The 19,420-nt window shown below is 52.5% G+C and carries 16 protein-coding genes; 13 read left to right on the top strand and 3 right to left on the bottom strand.

Translation table 11 applies throughout. The features are described 5' to 3' along the window. The first annotated feature begins 3 nt into the window (after positions 1–3). The 5 genes from ACO0LF_RS05125 to ACO0LF_RS05105 are packed head-to-tail and all read left to right on the top strand — an operon-like array spanning position 4 to position 6,389. Positions 4–1,074, top strand: coding sequence for a hypothetical protein (locus ACO0LF_RS05125; RefSeq protein WP_423012593.1), 1,071 nt, complete (start codon positions 4–6; stop codon positions 1,072–1,074). After that, entirely contained in the window at positions 1,071–2,954 is a 1,884-nt protein-coding gene (locus ACO0LF_RS05120; RefSeq protein ID WP_423012591.1) for an AAA family ATPase, read from the top strand. Before ACO0LF_RS05125 ends, ACO0LF_RS05120 begins: the two co-directional genes overlap by 4 nt. Further along, positions 2,951–3,607, top strand: coding sequence for a 4Fe-4S single cluster domain-containing protein (locus ACO0LF_RS05115; protein WP_423012589.1), 657 nt, complete (start codon positions 2,951–2,953; stop codon positions 3,605–3,607). The genes ACO0LF_RS05120 and ACO0LF_RS05115 overlap by 4 nt, the downstream gene beginning before the upstream one ends. Continuing rightward, a complete protein-coding gene (locus ACO0LF_RS05110; RefSeq protein WP_423012587.1) occupies positions 3,608–5,968 on the top strand; it encodes a protein kinase domain-containing protein in 2,361 nt (786 codons plus the stop codon). 13 nt (positions 5,969–5,981) lie between these two features. Continuing rightward, positions 5,982–6,389, top strand: a complete 408-nt coding sequence (locus ACO0LF_RS05105) for a hypothetical protein (RefSeq protein ID WP_423012585.1) — start codon at positions 5,982–5,984, stop codon at positions 6,387–6,389. Positions 6,390–6,392: 3 nt separating this feature from the next. On the opposite strand, the gene ACO0LF_RS05100 is transcribed toward ACO0LF_RS05105, so the two are convergent. Continuing rightward, positions 6,393–7,151, bottom strand: a complete 759-nt coding sequence (locus tag ACO0LF_RS05100; protein ID WP_423012583.1) for a helix-turn-helix transcriptional regulator — start codon at positions 7,149–7,151, stop codon at positions 6,393–6,395. 144 nt (positions 7,152–7,295) lie between these two features. Here ACO0LF_RS05100 and ACO0LF_RS05095 point away from each other — a divergent pair, with 144 nt between their 5' ends. The 6 genes from ACO0LF_RS05095 to ACO0LF_RS05070 all read left to right on the top strand — a co-directional run bounded on the left by ACO0LF_RS05095 (position 7,296) and on the right by ACO0LF_RS05070 (position 15,924). After that, positions 7,296–8,882, top strand: coding sequence for a S41 family peptidase (locus ACO0LF_RS05095; protein ID WP_423012581.1), 1,587 nt, complete (start codon positions 7,296–7,298; stop codon positions 8,880–8,882). Between the two features lie 323 nt (positions 8,883–9,205). After that, positions 9,206–10,687 carry a xanthine dehydrogenase small subunit gene (xdhA, locus tag ACO0LF_RS05090; RefSeq protein ID WP_423012579.1) on the top strand — a complete coding sequence of 494 codons (1,482 nt, stop codon included), beginning with the start codon at positions 9,206–9,208 and terminating at the stop codon, positions 10,685–10,687. Positions 10,688–10,701: 14 nt separating this feature from the next. Beyond that, positions 10,702–13,068, top strand: coding sequence for a xanthine dehydrogenase molybdopterin binding subunit (gene xdhB / locus ACO0LF_RS05085; protein ID WP_423012577.1), 2,367 nt, complete (start codon positions 10,702–10,704; stop codon positions 13,066–13,068). A 26-nt stretch (positions 13,069–13,094) separates the two neighbouring features. Next, positions 13,095–14,228, top strand: coding sequence for a xanthine dehydrogenase accessory protein XdhC (gene xdhC, locus ACO0LF_RS05080; protein ID WP_423012575.1), 1,134 nt, complete (start codon positions 13,095–13,097; stop codon positions 14,226–14,228). A gap of 125 nt (positions 14,229–14,353) precedes the next feature. Then, on the top strand, positions 14,354–15,682 hold the full coding sequence (guaD, locus tag ACO0LF_RS05075; RefSeq protein ID WP_423012573.1) for a guanine deaminase: 1,329 nt from the start codon (positions 14,354–14,356) through the stop codon (positions 15,680–15,682). Positions 15,683–15,735: 53 nt separating this feature from the next. Beyond that, positions 15,736–15,924, top strand: a complete 189-nt coding sequence (locus ACO0LF_RS05070) for a 4-oxalocrotonate tautomerase (RefSeq protein ID WP_110254338.1) — start codon at positions 15,736–15,738, stop codon at positions 15,922–15,924. 180 nt (positions 15,925–16,104) lie between these two features. Here ACO0LF_RS05070 and ACO0LF_RS05065 read toward each other — a convergent pair whose 3' ends face one another. Then, on the bottom strand, positions 16,105–17,127 hold the full coding sequence (locus ACO0LF_RS05065; protein WP_423012571.1) for a BMP family ABC transporter substrate-binding protein: 1,023 nt from the start codon (positions 17,125–17,127) through the stop codon (positions 16,105–16,107). Positions 17,128–17,384: 257 nt separating this feature from the next. Here ACO0LF_RS05065 and ACO0LF_RS05060 point away from each other — a divergent pair, with 257 nt between their 5' ends. Further along, positions 17,385–17,984 (top strand): hypothetical protein, encoded by a 600-nt coding sequence (locus ACO0LF_RS05060; RefSeq protein WP_423012569.1) that lies wholly within the window; start codon positions 17,385–17,387, stop codon positions 17,982–17,984. Continuing rightward, on the top strand, positions 17,984–18,340 hold the full coding sequence (locus ACO0LF_RS05055) for an immunity 22 family protein (RefSeq protein WP_423012567.1): 357 nt from the start codon (positions 17,984–17,986) through the stop codon (positions 18,338–18,340). Before ACO0LF_RS05060 ends, ACO0LF_RS05055 begins: the two co-directional genes overlap by 1 nt. A 250-nt stretch (positions 18,341–18,590) precedes the next feature. Here the strand turns inward: ACO0LF_RS05055 and ACO0LF_RS05050 are convergent, their stop codons facing one another. Then, positions 18,591–19,385, bottom strand: a complete 795-nt coding sequence (locus ACO0LF_RS05050) for an N-acetylmuramidase domain-containing protein (RefSeq protein ID WP_423012565.1) — start codon at positions 19,383–19,385, stop codon at positions 18,591–18,593. Between the last annotated feature and the right edge of the window lie 35 nt (positions 19,386–19,420).

Below are 19,420 nucleotides of genomic sequence, written 5' to 3'. Positions count from 1 at the left end.
GCCATGAGTGGTCCAACTACAGTAATGATCACAGGTGATGGCCTGGTAATCCTGTTGTCGGCAGCTGCCATACGCGCAGCAATGGCGGTGGCACAAGCACATCAAAATGCCAAATTGTTGCGTAAAGATCAAGATGCGCAGCAAAGTGCTTTGCAAGAACGCCTGCAGGCAGCTGGTGTCATCGGCAAGCAAGCCTTGCAAGAGCAATTACAAATCGCCGAACAGGATTATGCCCAGCTGATTGCCCTGGCTGAAAAGATAGGTTGTAGCGCACAAATCACCGCCAGTCGGCCTGTACCGCCAGCAGGGACAGACGAGCAGGAAACCATAGAATATCTGCGCAGCTTGCAGGCACTGGTGCATGAGTTGCGCCCGGTCCTATTGCAGGAATCAGCCAGACGTGCAGATGCGCTGTCTGCCGAAAGTGATGTCAGCCTGGATGCCGCCAGCGCCGCAGCCTTGCCGCAAGACCGGCTGGCGCGCCTGCTGAAACGAATTGCTCATCTGGAGCAATTGCCTGAACACATTGCACAACTGGCCAGGGAACTGGAAAAGTCCTTGCCGGGTGCCCGCGCCGACATGCTGGCCAGCGAGTTGCGCCTGCAAATCCAGGCCCTGCTGGAAGCAGAGAAAAAACGCCAGGTAGAACAAGCCCAGGCCCTGATCTTGGAACAGACTTTGAAAGACCTTGGCTATCAGGTCGAAGAAGTTTCGCATACCCTGTTTGTCGAAGGTGGCGTAGTGCATTTCCGTCGTGCCAGCTGGGACAAATACATGGTGCGCATGCGTATGGATGCCAAGACCGGGCAAGCCAATTTCAATGTGATTCGCTCTGTCAAACAGGGTGAAAATGAACGCAGTGTGCTTGACCATCTGGCAGAAGATCGCTGGTGCAGCGAATTCCCGACTCTGATGGCCGCACTGGAAGCACGTGGCATCCATATGCAAGTGACACGGCTATTGCAGGCTGGCGAACTGCCAGTGCAACTGGTCGTGGAAGACAAGCTGCCGCAATTTGCCGAAGAAGAGCAAATTGAAAGTCATACCCGATTAATGGCGAAAAAATTACCATGAACGTCCCAGAAACGCGTTGGTTACTAGATCTGCAGCGATTGCTGTCCATTCGCTCACATTTTGTCATTTCCGGTAGCATACGCGATAATTTTCTTGTGTCGCTGGATGCTACTGTTATTAGTACTGCCAATGCACCCAGTACCAACATAGTCAGCAGTGCTACTCTGGTTCCACTTAATCGCGCTTTATGGGAATCCATGAAGCGTTATGATTATCGGTTTTTATTAATTTATGATCCTGTCGATGGCTTGCGTGTTTATCCAGATGAGCCTGCACAGCGTGATTTGGCTACGCGCCTGTTTGATTTGAAATTGGCAGATGGCTGCCAGCAAGTCAGTCTGGAAAGTCTCAGCAAGCTGATGAAGAAGTTGAGTGCAGAAAGAGAAGTACGCTGCGCCATGGTATTGGACTTTTCTTCTCGCATACCGCGTAAGGCAGAACAGTTGAGTGATGCTGAGCATCGGTTTTTTGTCGCTGCTGAAAAACTCTCACTCACGGCCAGCGCCATCGTCCCGCGTGAGACAGGTGGGCCACCGCAATACAATCCCATACTGTGGCTGGTGAACCGTGCGCAGGATTTACCTTCATGGTTCACACTCGATAGTGAAAGAGTAGCCAGTCTGGTCATCAGTAAACCTGATTTTGAAATGCGTCAGGCCGCTGCCCTGCAACTGGCCCCCTTGTTCAATGGCTATGCTGACGCGGCTACTGCCGTGCGCACCCAGTTTGTTAAAAGTTTTACTGAAGGGACTGAGGGCATGTCCTTGTCAGCCCTGTCCGATATCACTGAGCTGGCAGACCGCCAGAAACTGGGTATTGCAGATATAGAAGATGCCGTGCGCTGCTTCAAGATAGGTGCGCTGGATAACCCATGGCGCAAGGATTACCTGCGCAAGAAAATACGCGATGGTCAAAGTTTTATTGAAGACCGCGTCAAGGGCCAGCATCCGGCGGTAGTCAAAACCCTGGATATACTCAAGCGCTCGGTCATGAGCCTGACAGGTGCGCAGGCACGCTCTGGCGGCAGTCGTCCGCGCGGGGTTTTATTTTTTGCTGGCCCCACCGGTGTCGGTAAAACCGAACTGGCCAAGACACTGACGCAACTGGTGTTTGGTGACGAGCGCGCCTACCTGCGTTTTGACATGAGCGAATTTGCTGAAGAACATACCAGCGCCCGTCTGCTCGGTGCGCCGCCTGGTTATGTGGGTTTTGATGCAGGTGGCGAACTCACCAATGCCGTCAGGCAAAAACCTTTTTCTGTTGTGCTCTTCGATGAAATCGAAAAAGCCCATCCGCGCATACTCGATAAATTCCTGCAGATACTTGAAGATGGCCGCCTCACCGATGGCCGTGGTGACACCGCCTATTTCTCGGAAACCATATTGATTTTCACCTCTAACCTGGGTATTTATGTTGAGGATAATCAAGGCAACCGCAGCCAGAATGTCAAGCCGGGTGATAGCTATGAGACCGTGGAATTCAAGGTGCGCGAAGCCATAGGCAATTACTTCAAATTCAAATTGTCACGGCCAGAATTATTGAACCGCATCGGTGACAATATCGTGGTTTTTGATTTTATTTCTGCTGAAGTAGCCGCAAAAATCTTTGATGGTATGCTGCGCAATGTGGCGCGTCGCTTGCAGGAAGAACTCGGCCTGCAACTGGCCATGCCAGCGACGGTACGTGATGAATTGCTGGCACGTTGCATACGCGATCTCAGCAATGGGGGCCGTGGTGTTGGCAACCAGCTGGAATCAAATTTCATCAATCCCTTGTCACGTGCCTTGTTTGAGCAAGAGCTGGAAGGCAAGCAGCGCGTCACGGTGACAGCGATTACCGAAGCCGATAAAGTCATCAGCCTGAGCCTGCAATTAGCATGAAGATTGCCATCAATAAAGCGCATTTCCCCGTCACCGTACTGGGGCCAGGGCGGCGCATAGGTATATGGGTACAGGGGTGCAGCATAGGCTGCAAGGGCTGTGTCTCGCAAGATACCTGGGCCAGGGATGGCAGCAAGGAAATGACAGTCGCGGGTTTGCTGAGCTGGTGCCGCGAAGTCAGTGCCGGGCAATTTGATGGCATCACCATCTCAGGCGGCGAACCATTCGAGCAGCCCAGGGCCCTGCATGCCTTGCTGGATGGTCTGCATCATTGGCGCAGTAGTGCAGGGATGGATTTTGACATACTCTGCTATAGCGGTTATCCACTGGCGACGCTGCAAAAAAAACATGCAGGCTTGCTGCAAAAACTCGATGCCCTGATCCCCGAACCGTTTATCGCCAATAAGCCGCTGACCCAGGCCTGGCGTGGCTCAGCCAATCAGCCGCTGGTACTCTTGTCAGAGCGTGCCAGGGCACGCATGCAGACTTATGTTGATGCCCCCATAGATGAACAGGACAAGCGCATACAAACCATGATAGATGGCCAGCGTGTCTGGTATGTAGGCATACCAGGGCGTGGGGACATGCAGGCGCTGGAACAAGTATGTGCCAGCCGTGGCCTGAGCTTTGATAGCGTCAGCTGGAGACCCTGAGTGAGTCAGATTTACATACGTCGCTGCCCCGCCTGTGAAACCGAAAACGCGCCTGAAGTCATGCGCTGCGTTTGCGGCACTTTGCTGTCAGGTGTGGATTTGATGGAGAAGCGCGAGCAGCCTGAACCTGCAATCGAAATACAGCAAGCCGTAGCCAGCGCAGCAGAATTAATTTGTAGTTATGAAGATTGCGAACAAAGCAATCCACCAGGTAGCGAGCTTTGCCTGTATTGCAATCGCCCGCTGATCAAGGAAGCCGCAACACCAGACAGTAGCCAGATCCATAGCCTTTTATCACTGCCGCAAGCCCTGCGTGATCGCTACAAGATACTGCAACATCTACCTACCCTGGGTGCAGAGGCCGAGCTGTTACTGGTACAAGAAAACGCATCTGCGATACAGCGCGTCGCCAAGATATATCGCCATGGCATACATGGCAAATCAGAAGTCAGGGAGAGATTGAAAGCAGTACCGGCAGAGCATTGCGTGGTCGTGCTGGAAGCCGGTGTCTCTGATGGCCATGCCTATGAGCTCATGGAGTATTGCGCGCTGGGATCATTAAGGCAGTTTGCGCAAAACAAAAAAATCGATGCTGCTATGCTGGAAAGCATAGTGCGTGAGCTGGCAACGGCCATCGCCAGTGTGCATAAGGCCGGGCTTATCCATCGCGACCTCAAGCCAGAAAATATATTGCTGCGTACGCTGCAACCGCTGGATTTGATACTGACTGACTTTGGTATTTCATCCGTGCTGGATGCGACGCAAAGACTGACTGGCACCGCGCGCACCTTGCCCTATGCTTCGCCAGAAAGCCTGTCCGGGGTCATCGATGCCAAGGCAGATTATTGGGCGCTGGGCATGATCATACTGGAGCTGGCCCTGGGCCAGCATCCCTTCGCCGGTTTGTCAGAAGCGGTGATCCTGCATCATCTGACCACACGCGAGCTGGAACTCAATGCAGTAGCGGACACATATCTGCGCAAACTGCTGCGCGGCCTGCTCTTGCGTGACCCCAAGAAACGCTGGGGCGATGAACCGATCATGCGCTGGCTGGCGCGGGATGCCAGCTTGCCAGACGCGGTAGAAACCATGGCCATGGGTGGTTTTCGCGAACCCTATCACCTGGGTCAGTATCTCTGCCACACACGTGAACAACTGGCAGTTGCCCTGACACGCAACTGGGATGATGGCGTCAGGGATATCTCGAATGCGCAATTGCTGGCCTGGTTCCGCGATGTGCAAAAAGACCAGAATGCGGTGCGGGTTTTGCTCGACATGCGCCAGGATAAAAAACTCTCGGTCGATGTGCAGCTCTTGCGCATCATCCTGCATCTTGCTCCCGGCATACCGCCAGTCTGGCGCGGCGAAACCATAGAACTGCCCGCCATACTCAGTTATGCCAACCGCTCACTGAAGGGTGAAGAAGCTGCCAGTAACTGGTTGAACCAGCTATATAACTACGGCGTGCTGGAAACCTATGCCGATGCCGGTAACAAGGAAGTCGCCAGCATCGTGCACAAGTGGCAGCATTGCTGCACGCAAATTCAGCGAGCCTGGCAAGAGGCTTTTGGCTTGATGAAAGACTATGCCAGCAAGCAATTGCCTGGCGAATATACCAATGTCGACAAGCTCATGTATGGCCTGGAGACGGATGACAGCGCACCCTTGCACAAATTGCATGCGCGCGTTCTGGCACTGGCCTATGATGAGCGCTGGCCAGAACGCCTGCGCAAACGTCTGGTCATTGCCTATGCTGGCCTGAAAGCCTACTGTCCCTGGTTATCTGCGCTGGGTGAGATAGAGCAAATGCCAGTGGCATCCTTGCTGGTGCTGGAAGCCATCTTGCCCGAGGCGCAAAAAGCCGTAGAACGCCAGCAAAAAGCCGAGGCCTGGCAACGTACATCCGATCAGGATGCCGCAGTGGCCATGAAGCAAGAGGTTGTGCGCAGCATCAAGGCCATACGCGTGGCCGCTACGGACAGTCTCTTGCCTGCCAGTGCGACTGACAATCTCTATGCTGCGCTGGATGAATACTATGCATTGCTGGAAAAGCTGCGTGCCTCCGCCAGCACCGAACTGGCATGGCAAGACGCCAGGAAGGCTGCTTTAAGAGTAGAGCACCTAGCCGCAAAAATATCCCGTTCGCTTGATAAACTGGCTGCCAGACGCATGGAAAACCAGGGCTGGATAGGCGAGGAAATGCAGATTTTTGTGGTCATTGCCCTGGTGGGAGTACCCTTGTTTTTTCGTTTGATTCATTTCTACTGGATACCGGCCTTGATTGCCGGAGTTGCCATCTGGCGCTTCTTGCCTAATTTCCTGACTATGCGCGAAATTCGCGCGCTCGCTGAGCAGCTATAAATACAGGAGTGATATGTCTGCCATTTTTAAAAAATTAAACCTGAAGGACCAGAACGAGATCCTGGTCTTAAACCCGCCAGCTTCTTTTGAACCAGAGATTGCTGCTTTGACGGGTGTCAAGGTGCTCAGGAAATTGTCTGCCGTCAAACAAGTAAGCTTTGCTTTAGTGTTTGTCAGCAAGCAGCAAGAGCTTGATGAAGTCTCGCTGGCCCTGAGCAAGCTGGTGCATGGCGATGCCTTGTTATGGTTTGCTTATCCCAAGGGTACGTCAAAGAAGTATAAGTGCGAGTTTAACCGTGATACTGGCTGGGACGTGATCAAGGCGGCTGGCTTTGATACGGTGAGGATGGTGGCGATAGATGAGGACTGGTCGGCATTACGCTTCCGCCATGTATCCTGTATCAAGCCTGCTACACGCTGAACCTCAAAATTGCTGGCGGTATTGTGATGGTGTCATGGCATAGGCAGCCTTGAAGCTGCGGCACAGGTTGGCATGGCTGGCGAATCCACAAGTCAGTGCAATGTCTGACAAGGGCAATTTACCCTCTTTGAGCAGGCGTGCTGCCAGTTCTACCCTGATCTGTCGTTGATACTCGCCTATGGTCATGCCGTAGTACCGCTTGAATTCCCTGGCCAGATGTACGGGGTGGTGATGGACTTCACTGGCGATATGCTCCAGCGTGATGTTTTGCTCGCATTCGTCATGTATGTAATCACGCGCGCTTTTTAACCATGCTGGTTCACGGGTTTGCCCTGTGCATTGTTTTTCGCGTGCAAACAGTGCGATCAGTTCCAATGCCAGGCCTTCTCTTGCCAGCGCCGTATAAGCATCTTCATTGCGCAATTCCGACAGTAGCCGCGCACCCAGTTGCAGGAATTTTTCTGAACGCAAACATGGTGCCTGGTCCAGTCTGATACCGCGCTCAGTCAAATAATCCTGGGCAGTCTGGCTGGCAGTAAAAATCAATTTGCGTGCGCCTTTTGCTCCTATCAATTGGGCATGGGGCGTGGCACTGGGGCACACCAGCAAATCCCCCCTGACATGCTCAGAAACCCGTGAACGTATGTTTTCCTGATAGCTGCCTGCGATAACCAGGCAAAACGAGGTTTCCGTATGCACATGCTCTTCCAAACTGGCCAGTGCCGGATAATTTGAAAGGTGGAGCTGTAGTCCGCTTTGCATGTCTGGGTTTTACCTGGCTATAAAATAGTACAAGGGAGTGGGGATGCTAATCCAGGGAAAAAACGCTAATTATGGGAAAGACGAACAGCTATTTTACCTTTAAAGTAGGCCACCTGTTTTTGGGTTTTGAATAGGATATAAGCGATGTCTATCAGTGTTTCCCCGCAAGGCAACTGGCCTAAAGCCAGGCAATTGTTTTTTTCTCTGGCATTCATTTGTGCCAATTTTTCTGTATTTTCTGCCGCGCACGCGGCAACTTCAACAGTAACGACAAGCCCGGGCGCAGCACCGCTTGCCGCAGCTTTTGATTTGAAGGGATGGCAGGCAGATTATGTTTTTTTAAAACAGCAACTGCAAAAACAGTATGCAAATCTGGCCTGGTTTGCCACGCCCCAGGGCAAGGTCAATTTGCCACAACTCGATTTGTATACGCAAAAAGCCCTGGCACTGGCAGGAAATGATGAGCAAGCCAGGGCAGTCTTGCGTAATTTCATCGATGCCTTCCACGATGGACATTTGCGTTTGGCAGCGCGCCAGGACAGCACTGCAAAACCTGGCACTGACAATGAGCCCGCTGTTGTTGCCATCGACAATATGAGCATGGAAAACGCTTGCGCTGCCATCGGTGTTGGTTCTACTGGTCGAGTGCAATTTTCTTTGCCTGTCGAGAGCCTGCCGGGATTTTCACTTTTTTCTGATGGCGTAGCACAGGCTTTTCGAGCGGGCATCATGACAACGGAAAAGGGTGGAAAACTGGGTATCCTGCGCATACCGCGTTTTCGCGAAATTGAAAATCCAGGCTTGTGCAGCTATGCCTGGAACGCCCTGGTTGCAGCCAGACAGCCTGTGAATGTGCGCAAACTTAAAAACGCCATGGCGGATGCATGGTTTGATGTGCTCGCCAGTCATCTTGCACGCATGAAAAACACTGGCGTACAAGCGCTCATCGTCGACGTAGGTGGTAACGGTGGCGGCAATGATTTTGGTGACTGGACCGCGCGCTTATTGACGGCCGCGCCTGTACGTTCAGCTCCTTTACTAATGGCAGCAGGGCCGATAGCACATGCGTATCTGGAGGAGGAATTGCGAGGCATGCGCAAGGTCCATGATGATCCTGCCTATGCCAAGACGACCCAAAGAGCTGGCATGCAGGCTGCGATGGCGACGTTTGAGAAAGCGCAGGCAGACATGTCCACACGCTCCTGCGATTTATCCTGGGTATGGCAAGAGCAAAGGCCATGGCAGGCTGAGGGCTGTTCTAACCTGGCCAGGGTCGGTTTTGCCAGTGGCCCTTATGCTTACTTGCCAGTGACGCCCGAGACTGAAACCGACTATGCAGGCCATATGTACTGGCCTGCCAATGTTGACAAATACCGTGGCAGCTGGACTGGTCTGGTGTATGTATTGACCGACCGAGGAGTAGGTTCGGCGGCTGAGGCTTTTGTTGCCATTATGAAAGATAATGGCGTGGCCAAAACGATAGGCACGGTTACCGCCGGCTCCGGTTGCGGCAATATGCAGGCCATACGTCCTATCACCTTGCCACATTCAAAGCTCAGTTTTCAGGCACCAGACTGTGTGCGCCTGCGTAAGGATGGCAGTGATGAAGTCATGGCCAATATCCCGGATATCTCACTGGAGCCCTTGCCGGGCGAGAGTGACCGCGCCCGTGCGGCACGCCTCATTCACAATGTAGAACAAGACCTGGCCTCAGCACGTCCCCTGCCATAAATAGCATCTTGTGACTTACCCTGGGTCTGTGTGATCCAGGGTAGATACCTATACTCTTCACCAGGCTGTTCAGCCTGAATACTCCAAAATTCCCAGTAAAAGCAGATGTATTAGTCCATTTTGGACGAATTTGGACGAATCTCGTCAAACTGCCTATACTGAAATTAATAGCAAATCTCCACACTCAGAGGCAGACAGGCCAGGCAGAAGCATGGCGGGTGCTCATATTTTTTTCTGCGGATAGTCAACATCATTTTATGCATATAGATGTCAGCGCCACGGATGCTAACCTCGCTTCATAAGAATTTCATACCGGAGCATTCATGTCTGACCCTATTCGTTTCTACTACCAAGGCCAAATCCAGCAAGTCAGCAATGCTGCGCCTACGCGCACGCTGTTGCAGCATCTGCGTGAAGACCTGCATTGCACCGGCACCAAGGAAGGCTGTGCCGAGGGTGACTGCGGAGCCTGCACAGTCGTCGTTGGTGAAATGAAACATGGTCAGCTGGAATTGCAGTCGGTGAATTCCTGCATACAATTCCTGCCTACGCTGGACGGCAAGGCAGTGTTTACGGTAGAAGACTTGCAACAAAAGAATGGTGATTTGCATCCTGTACAACAGGCGCTGGTGGAATGCCATGGCTCGCAATGTGGCTTTTGCACGCCGGGGTTTGCCATGTCTCTATGGAGCTTGTATCTAAAAAAAGAAGGTGACAGTGTTCCGCCATGTCGCAAAGAGATAGACGAAACCCTGTCCGGCAACCTCTGCCGTTGCACAGGCTATCGCCCTATCATCGATGCCGCAAAGCGCATGGGTGAATTGCCTGCGGCTGAGTTTGACCGTGCGGCTGTCATCCATGGCCTGCAAGGTTTGCAGCGTGGTGAGATGTTCAGCTATACGGCTGATGACCAGACTTTCTATGCACCGCGCACTTTGCAGCAACTGGCTGAAGTGCGTGAAGCTAATCCCAAGGCCACCATACTGGCAGGTTCCACTGACGTAGGTCTGTGGGTGACCAAGCAAATGCGTGACTTGGGCAATATCATTTATGTGCGTGAAGTTGATGAGTTAAAGCATATCAAGACTGTGGATAACATGCTGGAAATAGGTGCAGCCGTGTCACTGAATGACGCCTATGGCGCAGTCTGCCAGCATTATCCGGATGAACTGACCGAGATGTGGCAGCGCTTTGCTTCACAACCCATACGCAATACCGGCACATTGGGTGGCAGTGTCGCCAATGGCTCGCCGATTGGGGATTCAGCACCATGGATGATCGCCTTGGGTGCTGAGATCGTCTTGCACAGCGTGCGCGGCCAGCGTGTGCTGCTGCTCGAGAGTTTTTACCTCGACTATATGAAAAAGGATATGCAGCCCGGCGAATTTGTCGCTGCCGTGCGCATACCCCTGCCAAAAACCGGGCAGCAATTCCGCACCTATAAACTCGCCAAGCGTTATGACCAGGACATCTCTGCCGTCTGCGCAGCGTTTGCAATTAACCTGGATGGTGACATCGTGCGTGATGCGCATATCGCCTTTGGTGGCATGGCTGCTACTTCACGCCGCGCACCGCTGGCAGAGGCAGCCTTGAACGGGCAAGCCTGGAATGAAGCGACTGTGAAAAATGCCATGGCCTTGCTGGCGCAGGATTACACACCACTGAGCGATATGCGTGCCAGCAATACCTACCGCATGCAGACAGCACAAAATCTCTTGCGCCGTTTCTGGCTGGAGACACGTATCGATGCGCCGCTGAAACTGCAGGCCATCAATGTCTTTGCCCCCATCACCGTCACAGCTTAAGCTCAGGAGAAAATATGAATACCCAAACTGAAGCTTTCCTGACCGACAAAAACCTCGCCAAAGATAATGCAGACTGGGCAGAGGTAGGCAAATCACATCCGCATGAATCAGCAGTCCTGCATGTGCTGGGCGAGGCCCGTTATACCGACGATATACCTGAAGTGCAGGGCACCTTGCATGCGGCGCTTGGGCTGTCGTCCAAGGCGCATGCAAATATTGTGTCCATGAATTTTGATGCAGTCAAAAGCGCACGTGGCGTCGTGGCGGTATACACCGCCAAGGATATCCCTGGCACCAATGACTGCGGCCCCATCATCCATGATGACCCTATCCTGTCAGAAGGCCTGGTTGAATATGTGGGCCAGCCCATCTTCATCGTCGTCGCTGATACGCATGACAATGCACGCCGTGCAGTGCGCAAGGCCGAGGTTATCTATGAAGAATTGCCTGCGATATTGACACCGCAAGAAGCAAAAAAAGCCCAGTCCTTCGTCTTGCCACCTATGCGTTTGCAGCGTGGTGATGCGCAGGCTGCGTTCGAGCGTTCACCTCGCCGCGTCAAGGGTGAATTGTATGTAGGCGGGCAAGAACAGTTCTACCTCGAAGGCCAGATTTCTTACGCGATACCGAAAGAAGACCGTGGCATGCTGGTGCTGTGTTCTACCCAGCACCCCAGCGAAATGCAGCATGTGGTCGCGCACGCGCTCGGTGTACACAGCCATAACATCGTGGTTGAATGCCGCCGCATGGGCGGTGGTTTTGGTGGCAAGGAGTCACAATCGGCATTGTGGGCAGCAGCGGCGGCGATTTCTGCCGTCCATCTGAAACGCCCGGTCAAGCTGCGTGCTGACCGTGATGACGACATGATGGTGACAGGCAAACGCCATTGCTTCCATTATGATTATGAAGTCGGTTATGACGATGAAGGCCGCATCATCGCGGCCAGGGTAGAGATGGTGTCGCGTGCCGGTTTCTCTGCCGATCTGTCAGCACCAGTCGCAACCCGCGCAGTCTGCCATTTCGATAATACTTACTATCTTGGTGATGTCGATATCCGCGCCATGTGTGGCAAGACCAATACCCAGTCGAATACCGCCTTCCGTGGTTTTGGTGGCCCGCAAGGGGCGATTGCGATTGAATATATCGTCGATAATATCGCCCGAGACCTGAACAAGGATGCGCTGGAGATACGCAAGATCAATTTCTATGGTCGCAATGACGCAGAGGGGCGCAACATCACCCAGTACGGCCAGAAGGTCGTCGATAACGTCATCCATGAACTGGTGGCAGAACTCGAAACCAGCAGTGAATATCAACAGCGTCGTGCTGACATCAAGGCGTTCAATGCCAGCAGCCTGGTCCTCAAAAAAGGCCTGGCACTGACGCCGGTTAAATTTGGTATTGCCTTCAACGTCACTCACCTGAACCAGGCTGGTGCTTTGGTACATATCTATACCGATGGCTCGGTGCTCGTTAACCATGGTGGTTGCGAAATGGGGCAGGGCGTCAATACCAAGGTCTGCCAGGTGGTCGCCCATGAGCTGGGCCTGAACCTGGACAAGGTACGCGCTACCGCCACTGATACCAGCAAGGTGGCCAATACCTCGGCCACGGCTGCTTCGACTGGCGCAGATTTGAATGGCAAGGCCGCGCAAAATGCCGCGCATACCCTGCGCCAGCGCCTGGCTGAATTTGCAGTAAAGACTTATGGTGGCGAACTGACAGACATCCGCTTTGCGGCAGGCTTGGTCAGTGTCAATGGCCTGGATATCCCGTTTGAAGCCCTGGTGCAAAAAGCCTATCTGGCGCGGGTGCAATTATGGTCGGATGGTTTTTATGCGACACCAGGTTTGCACTGGGACCCCAAGACCATGAGTGGCAATCCTTTCTCTTACTATGCTTACGGTGCCTCGGTATCTGAAGTCATTATCGATACCCTGACTGGTGAATGGAAACTCTTGCGTGCTGATGCGCTCTACGATGCCGGTAATTCACTGAACCCCGCCATCGATATCGGCCAGGTAGAAGGTGCTTTCATACAGGGCATGGGCTGGCTGACGACAGAAGAACTATGGTGGAACAAAGGCGGCAAGCTGATGACGCATGCGCCTTCGACTTACAAGATACCGGCGATTTCTGATTGTCCTGAAGACTTCCGTGTGAGCCTGTTCAAGAACCGCAATGTGCAAGACAGCATACACAGGTCCAAGGCCGTCGGTGAGCCACCTCTGCTGTTGCCGTTCTCTGTTTTCTTCGCGATACGTGATGCGATTGCCAGCGTGGCAGATTACCGCTATAACCCGCCACTGAATGCACCGGCAACCAGCGAAGCGATTTTGTCGGCCATCAATGGCGTAACAGCCATGGCTGCTGCCAGCTAAGATAAAATCAGACAAGCGAGTTCATCATGAAGCTTTGGTTAAATGGAATTGCCACACAAGCCGCACCCAAGATACTGGTGACGGTTGCCACGGTATTGGGTTCCGGCCCGCGTGAACCGGGTGCCAAGATGCTGGTCACGGCAGATGAATTATTCGACACCATAGGTGGTGGCCATCTGGAAATGAAGGCCACAGAAATTGCCCGCAGCATGCTGGCTATGCCGGAAAGCCAGCTTGCCGCCCAGCGCCGCTTTGAACGCTTCCCGCTAGGCCCCAGCCTGGGTCAATGCTGTGGTGGCGTCGTACACCTGGCTTTTGAACGTGTGCAGGCTGACAGCCTGGCTTATCTGAATTGCCTGAACCAGCGCTGGCGGTTAGGGCAGGATAGCTGGCGCTTGCTGGCGCTGGACAGTGCGCAAGAGCCAACTCTGTGCGATGCCAATGGCACCCACCTGACAGGCCCGGCCTGGCCCACGGGTCTGGCTGTGCAAATCGATACCAGTAATCCTTGCCAGGTCCTGACTGATGCAGCAGGTCAGCGCTGGCTGCTTGATTCCTGTCTCGCTTACCGTGCCCACCTGATGTTGTTTGGCGCAGGCCATGTCGGTGCCGCTATCGTACGTGCCATGGCTGACTTGCCTTGCCGTATCACCTGGGTTGATGAACGCGAAGACATGTTCCCTACCAGGCTGGCAGCCAATGTCACGGTAGAAGCAACGGATACGCCAGAAGCCCTGATTGCCAAAGCTGCCCCGGGCACATCTTTTCTGGTGCTCACACATAGTCACGCACTGGACCAGAAACTGTCTGAACATATCCTGCGCCTGCCGGATGTGGGCTGGTTTGGCCTTATAGGCTCGCAAACCAAGCGCGTGCAGTTTGAACGCCGCCTGCGTGAACGTGGCATACCGGCTACCCGCCTCAATGACATGGTCTGCCCCATAGGTTTGCCCGGCATACATGGCAAGCAACCCGCAGTGATTGCCGCTTCTGTCGTTGCCCAGCTTTTGCAGGTTTGGGAAGAGCATGACATCCACCAGCAAAAAGAACTGAACCGCGTACTGGCACGCATAGGTACACAGACAGGCCAGCATGTTTCTGCTGCCACACAGACAGAAAAAATGGTCCCAGATGAACGACACTTGCTGGCTAAGCGTTAAACTCTCGCTGTTAGCGCTTAGCACCCACCAGATCAATGCGAATGTGATGCCAGACCGGCAGACTTGATGTACAAGTCGTGGTCTGGCTTGATTGCGCCTGCAAGACAGAATTCAGAAAGACCACGATGAGCAATATTTCAAGTAAAAACACGCTGCAAGCCTACCGCGCCAGCGTGCTGCATTTCCAGCAAGACCCTGCCTTTCATGCGCAGGCTTATGCCTGGCATGAGGATGGCCTGTTGATCGTTGAAGACGGCAAGATCGTTGCCGCCGGCGAGTATGCCCAATTACATGCCAGCCTGCCTGAAGGGACAGAGGTCATCGATTACCGCGGCAAACTCATAGTGCCGGGTTTTATCGATACCCACATCCATTACCCCCAGACCGACATGATCGCCTCACCAGCGCCCGGTTTGCTACCCTGGCTGGAGACTTATACCTTCCCGACTGAACGCCAGTTTGCAGACATCAACCACAGTGCCCAGGTCGCGCATTTCTTCATTGATGAATTGCTGCGCTCAGGCACCACGACAGCCATGGTGTATTGCACCGTCCATCCAGAATCCGTCGAAGCCTTTTTCACTGAGAGTGAAGCACGCAATTTGCGCATGGTGGCAGGCAAGGTCTTGATGGACAGGAATTGCCCTGAATTCCTGCGCGACACTGCCGAGGGTGGCATACGCGACAGCGAAACCCTGATCAAGAAATGGCATAAGCGTGGCCGCCAGTTGTATGCAATCACCCCACGCTTTGCACCTACCTCCAGCGACGCACAAATGCAGCTGGCGGGCGAACTGGCACAGGCTTATCCCGATACTTTCCTGCAGACCCACGTCGCAGAAAATACCGATGAAGTAGCCTGGGTCAAAGCGCTTTATCCAAAAGCACGCAGTTATCTCGATGTATATGACCAGTACGGCATGCTGCGTCCGCGTGCCATGTACGGCCATTGCATCTGGCTTGACGATGCCGACCGTGCGCGCATGGCAGAAACGCAATCGGCAGTGGCGATGTGTCCGACTTCTAATCTCTTCCTTGGCAGCGGCCTGTTCAATTTTGAACGTGCCGACGCCCAGCAAGTCAGCCTGTCACTGGCAACCGATGTCGGTGGCGGCACTTCATTCTCGATGCTGCGCACCATGAATGAAGCCTACAAAATGGCGCGCCTCGGTGGCACTTACCTGCCTGCGCTGCGCATGTTTTACCTGGCAACCCTGGGTGGCGCACGCAGCATGCAGCTAGAAGGCACGATAGGCAATTTCGTCAAGGATGCAGAAGCTGATTTCATCGTGCTTGATCCGCAGGCCACGCCCTTGCTGGCGCGCCGTACCGGGCATACCGAGAGTCTTGATGAATTATTGTTTGCGCTGGCCATGCTGGGCGATGACCGCACAGTAGCTGCAACTTATGCAGCAGGCAAACTGGTACATCAGCGAAAAGTCGGGCATAACTGATTTATGATGGTGGGTATTGTTCAACTATGTCCAATACCTTTCAAGGAAAAACCATGCCCACCATCAATGTACAAATGTTTGAAGGCCGCACGCTGGAACAAAAACGCGCCTTCGTCAAAGCCGTCACCGAAGCCAGCGCCCAGACTCTGGGTTGTTCTCTTGACGCTGTGGATATCATCATCCAGGAAATCAAGCGCGAAGACTGGGCTTCCGGCGGGACTTTGTGGTCAGACAAGAAGTAGAAGCTGAATAAATTCAAGTCAAAAAGCCTTGGTAGGGTGCGCCATGCGCACCATTTCTTGACGCAGACATATGCATTCTTTGTATGCAGCCATATATCTCCCGAGATTTTTGACGAGAAGGGCGGTGCGCACTGCGCACCCTACCGCGCCTCTTGCACACGCACTTTGCCATACAGCTTCTTATTCCACTTTCAGCTTGCCCTTAATAATCGCCTGACTGGCTTCACGCAGTTTTTGTAGCACAGCCCGCTGGCGCAGGATATCGCAATCAGAGTATGCTGCATCCGTGCTGATGCCAGTCAGCGATACTGCACCTTCCTTCAAACCATATTCTATCCTGGTGGCAGTTGATCCACCCAGGATAGCAGCGACCGCCAGGCTGATGGCAGTATCGCCATGCACCTGCATATTATCGATAACCTTGCCGCCAGTCTTGGGACACTGGTTGACATAACTGCCTATGGCTCGCGCCTTAGTATTGCCAGCAAGCGCTTTGAATACCCCATTATTGCTGCTGCCTGCCGCGGCATAAATGATGTCCACACCATCAGCCAGCATGTTCTTCGCCAGCGCCTCGGCACGTGCTGTGTCATTGAAGGGCTGGCTGCCTTCTATCCAGACGACATGGCTCAAGTCCGCATCGGGCTTGACCGACTTTGCACCGGCGATAAAGGCATCGACAGGCTTTTGTTTTAGCGGTGACTTCACAGCACCGATGACACCTATCTTGCCACTGGCCGACACCAGCGCCGCCTCCATGCCCGCCAGGTAACTGGCTTCGCTTTCGCGAAAGCTGATGCAGAGCAGATTCGGTGGTGGATTGGCAATGCATTGTTCCAGCATCACGAAACGCACGTTAGGCGCAGTGCGCGGCACGGTATCCAGCAATTCCCTGAATTCATAACCTATCATGACAATGATATTCGCCCCGAGCCTGATGGCATTTTCCAGCTGCTTTTGCCTGCCCGCACGGTCGGCCTGACTGGCCAGGGTAGTAGCCTGCATCTGGTACATCTGCGCCGCCTGCTTGATGCCGTCGCTGCCTTGTTGCAGATAGGGATCGTCGTTGTCAGGAACGGGGCGGACGTAGAAAATCTTTTGTGGTTCCGCGGCAAATGCCAGTCTGGTCGTGTAGCCAGTGCTTGCAACGATGAACAGCAGAATTGCACAGATGAATTTACACTTGTCTATACAGACTCGCATGGTCGTCCTCCAGATATTTTTACTGCTGGCTTCGGGGCCAGCATGAGGTTTTATCTTGGGGGAAAAATATGGGCGATGAGGATGTTATGCGCAATAATGAATATGGATTTTTGGGGATAGATGAGAATAGGGCTTGTGTTAAGTGTGAGGTTTCTTTATTAAGATAATCACCCCACCAGGATTTATATGTACTCAAGTGTGAAAGGGATCGACTGGGAAGAAATTTCATAAATAAAACTTGTTTAGGTAATGAGAAAATGAAAAAAATAAAGAGACTTTCTTTACTGTTGACGTCTATGTATGACGGCTATGGAACATCGGATGCAGTGGGGATTTCCTATTTCAGAAAATATTCTGATGAATTGGAAAAGTTTGATTTTGGAATAGTTTTACAGCATCAAATGAACCTGAATTGGCATCATCAATATGTGCTGGATTTCATTTTGAGTACACCATTTTTATGGGAAAGTTTGCCAAATGATTTTTGGGTGGGAATGTTAATCCGCCCAAATATTCGCCCAAAGCTTTCAGGATTGATAGACCAGGTGAGTTATTTTGTCGACATTGAATTCTTGTCGAGATACTTGGGCATAGACGCGCTTGCTTATGTCATCGAATCAAGCTTAGTAGGCGAAGCTGATAAACGTAATATTTTTGATTACTTCAAAAAAACGCCATATGGCTTAGTGCCTTCAGCGCTGGATGTGGAAGATCTGGACGGCATTTATTTCGCAGATAAAGGCCTGCTGCAGAACTTGCAGAAAAATCTTTGCAGCAATTTTGGTTTTGATATGGTTCGCTTCAATGAAAATAATGTCCATGAATACATGCAAAATTTATCGGAAAGGACAGTTTGATGAGCAAAAATGAAAAGGATGGGGTGGTTTCCATCTGGGTTGGGTTAGAACATCAGCGCAGCGATATCGATTTGCTTAAAGACCTTTGTGGCGTGGATTTCTATGATCTTGATTTTCAGGAGTGTATCCCGGCCCTGAATGGGAAAACGAATGCAATTGGAAACTTAGTTAATCAACTTTCATACAATGAATCTTTTGGCAGTAATGCTTGTTCATCAGCTCAAGCCATTGGTATCAATGAAGTAGCCTGGGTAGTGATGCAATTGAATTTTTCTTTTGATGAAAGCCAAACAAAAAAGAAGATGTCAGACAAAGTCAGATTCTTAGGCGTGTTTGACTACAACGATGATGACTAGGGCAGGAATTACACAAAAAATTGGGGTTGGATCTTGCATTACGACAATTCCATGTTACAGAAATGTGTGAAATAAGACTGGCCCCCCGCTTTGTGAACATGTTCTAAGAACGAACTCACTACTGAGTTATATCCCTGGCTGCATAAAAAACGGCACCAGTGATGGCGCCGTCTGAATGCTGCTTTCTTGCTATCCGGGCTTGCCAGTGTTTGCTCATCCACAAGTGCGGATCAGTCCTAGGGCAAACCCCTCAGCTCAGATTGGCCGCTGCTATCAGGTCTGTGTAAGTTGTATTGTCAAGCGTGCCGCTGGCAGTCAGCCCTTTGCTGCGCTGGAATTCGGCAAGGGCGGCGCTGGTCATGCGGCCCATCCAGCCGTCCACGCCATGCGGGTCAAATTTGCCATTGTCCAGGCTTAAATAAGTCAGTGCCAACTGGGCAGCACGGATGCGCAAGTCGGGCAGGGGGCCTTTCTTGAATAGCTCGTCGTGTTGCGCCAGCTTGGCGTCATAATGGTTGATGGCATAGTTGCTGCCATTGTATTTGCGGGCAAAGTTAGACCAGTCACGTGCTTTCAGGTCATTGGCCAGACCATTGTGCTGGATAAACTTTGCCATAGCCAGCAATTGCTTGCTTTCAGAATCCTGCATGTCGCTGACGAATTGTTGCAGGCTGGGGTAGCCCAGCGGTTTCCAATGCTCGCCCAATACCTGCCCAAGGCCCCATGAAGTAGAAGCCAGTGCCGCATTCTGGTCGAGCGCCAGCGCTGCATTCAGGCGGGCATATTGATGCTCACCCGAGGCACCATAGCCACCTGCTTCTTTGTTGCTGATGTCAGGGTGGCTGTTGTCATAGATGTTGTTAGTCATTCTGCTGAACAAATGGCGCTCAAACAGGATGGCTGGTTTCTTTGTGGCCCAAAACCCCTGGCCTGAAGTCTCCACCGCGATCACCGACCAGAGCGACGCGCCATCACAGCCGAGATTGCCGATAATCTCATCGAGCGCATTTTGTTGTAGTGGTAAAGCCTTGCCTGCAAAATTCATGATGGTCCCCGTTGTGAGAAAAAACTGCTGGTCAA

The organism is Undibacterium sp. Di27W (genome assembly GCF_049340345.1).
GTDB lineage: Bacteria > Pseudomonadota > Gammaproteobacteria > Burkholderiales > Burkholderiaceae_D > Undibacterium.
The sequence above is the reverse complement of the archived record's forward strand: the minus strand, read 5'-3'. Positions and strand labels throughout refer to the sequence as shown.

What these genes read in the sequence shown, in the direction of transcription:
- ACO0LF_RS05125 (WP_423012593.1), top strand. Translation starts at nt 4, where the DNA reads ATGAGTGGTCCAACTACAGTAATGATCACAGGTGATGGCCTGGTAATC.
- ACO0LF_RS05120 (WP_423012591.1), top strand. Translation starts at nt 1,071, where the DNA reads ATGAACGTCCCAGAAACGCGTTGGTTACTAGATCTGCAGCGATTGCTG.
- ACO0LF_RS05115 (WP_423012589.1), top strand. Translation starts at nt 2,951, where the DNA reads ATGAAGATTGCCATCAATAAAGCGCATTTCCCCGTCACCGTACTGGGG.
- ACO0LF_RS05105 (WP_423012585.1), top strand. Translation starts at nt 5,982, where the DNA reads ATGTCTGCCATTTTTAAAAAATTAAACCTGAAGGACCAGAACGAGATC.
- ACO0LF_RS05100 (WP_423012583.1), bottom strand. Translation starts at nt 7,151, where the DNA reads ATGCAAAGCGGACTACAGCTCCACCTTTCAAATTATCCGGCACTGGCC.
- ACO0LF_RS05095 (WP_423012581.1), top strand. Translation starts at nt 7,296, where the DNA reads ATGTCTATCAGTGTTTCCCCGCAAGGCAACTGGCCTAAAGCCAGGCAA.
- xdhA (WP_423012579.1), top strand. Translation starts at nt 9,206, where the DNA reads ATGTCTGACCCTATTCGTTTCTACTACCAAGGCCAAATCCAGCAAGTC.
- xdhB (WP_423012577.1), top strand. Translation starts at nt 10,702, where the DNA reads ATGAATACCCAAACTGAAGCTTTCCTGACCGACAAAAACCTCGCCAAA.
- xdhC (WP_423012575.1), top strand. Translation starts at nt 13,095, where the DNA reads ATGAAGCTTTGGTTAAATGGAATTGCCACACAAGCCGCACCCAAGATA.
- guaD (WP_423012573.1), top strand. Translation starts at nt 14,354, where the DNA reads ATGAGCAATATTTCAAGTAAAAACACGCTGCAAGCCTACCGCGCCAGC.
- ACO0LF_RS05070 (WP_110254338.1), top strand. Translation starts at nt 15,736, where the DNA reads ATGCCCACCATCAATGTACAAATGTTTGAAGGCCGCACGCTGGAACAA.
- ACO0LF_RS05065 (WP_423012571.1), bottom strand. Translation starts at nt 17,127, where the DNA reads ATGCGAGTCTGTATAGACAAGTGTAAATTCATCTGTGCAATTCTGCTG.
- ACO0LF_RS05060 (WP_423012569.1), top strand. Translation starts at nt 17,385, where the DNA reads ATGAAAAAAATAAAGAGACTTTCTTTACTGTTGACGTCTATGTATGAC.
- ACO0LF_RS05055 (WP_423012567.1), top strand. Translation starts at nt 17,984, where the DNA reads ATGAGCAAAAATGAAAAGGATGGGGTGGTTTCCATCTGGGTTGGGTTA.
- ACO0LF_RS05050 (WP_423012565.1), bottom strand. Translation starts at nt 19,385, where the DNA reads ATGAATTTTGCAGGCAAGGCTTTACCACTACAACAAAATGCGCTCGAT.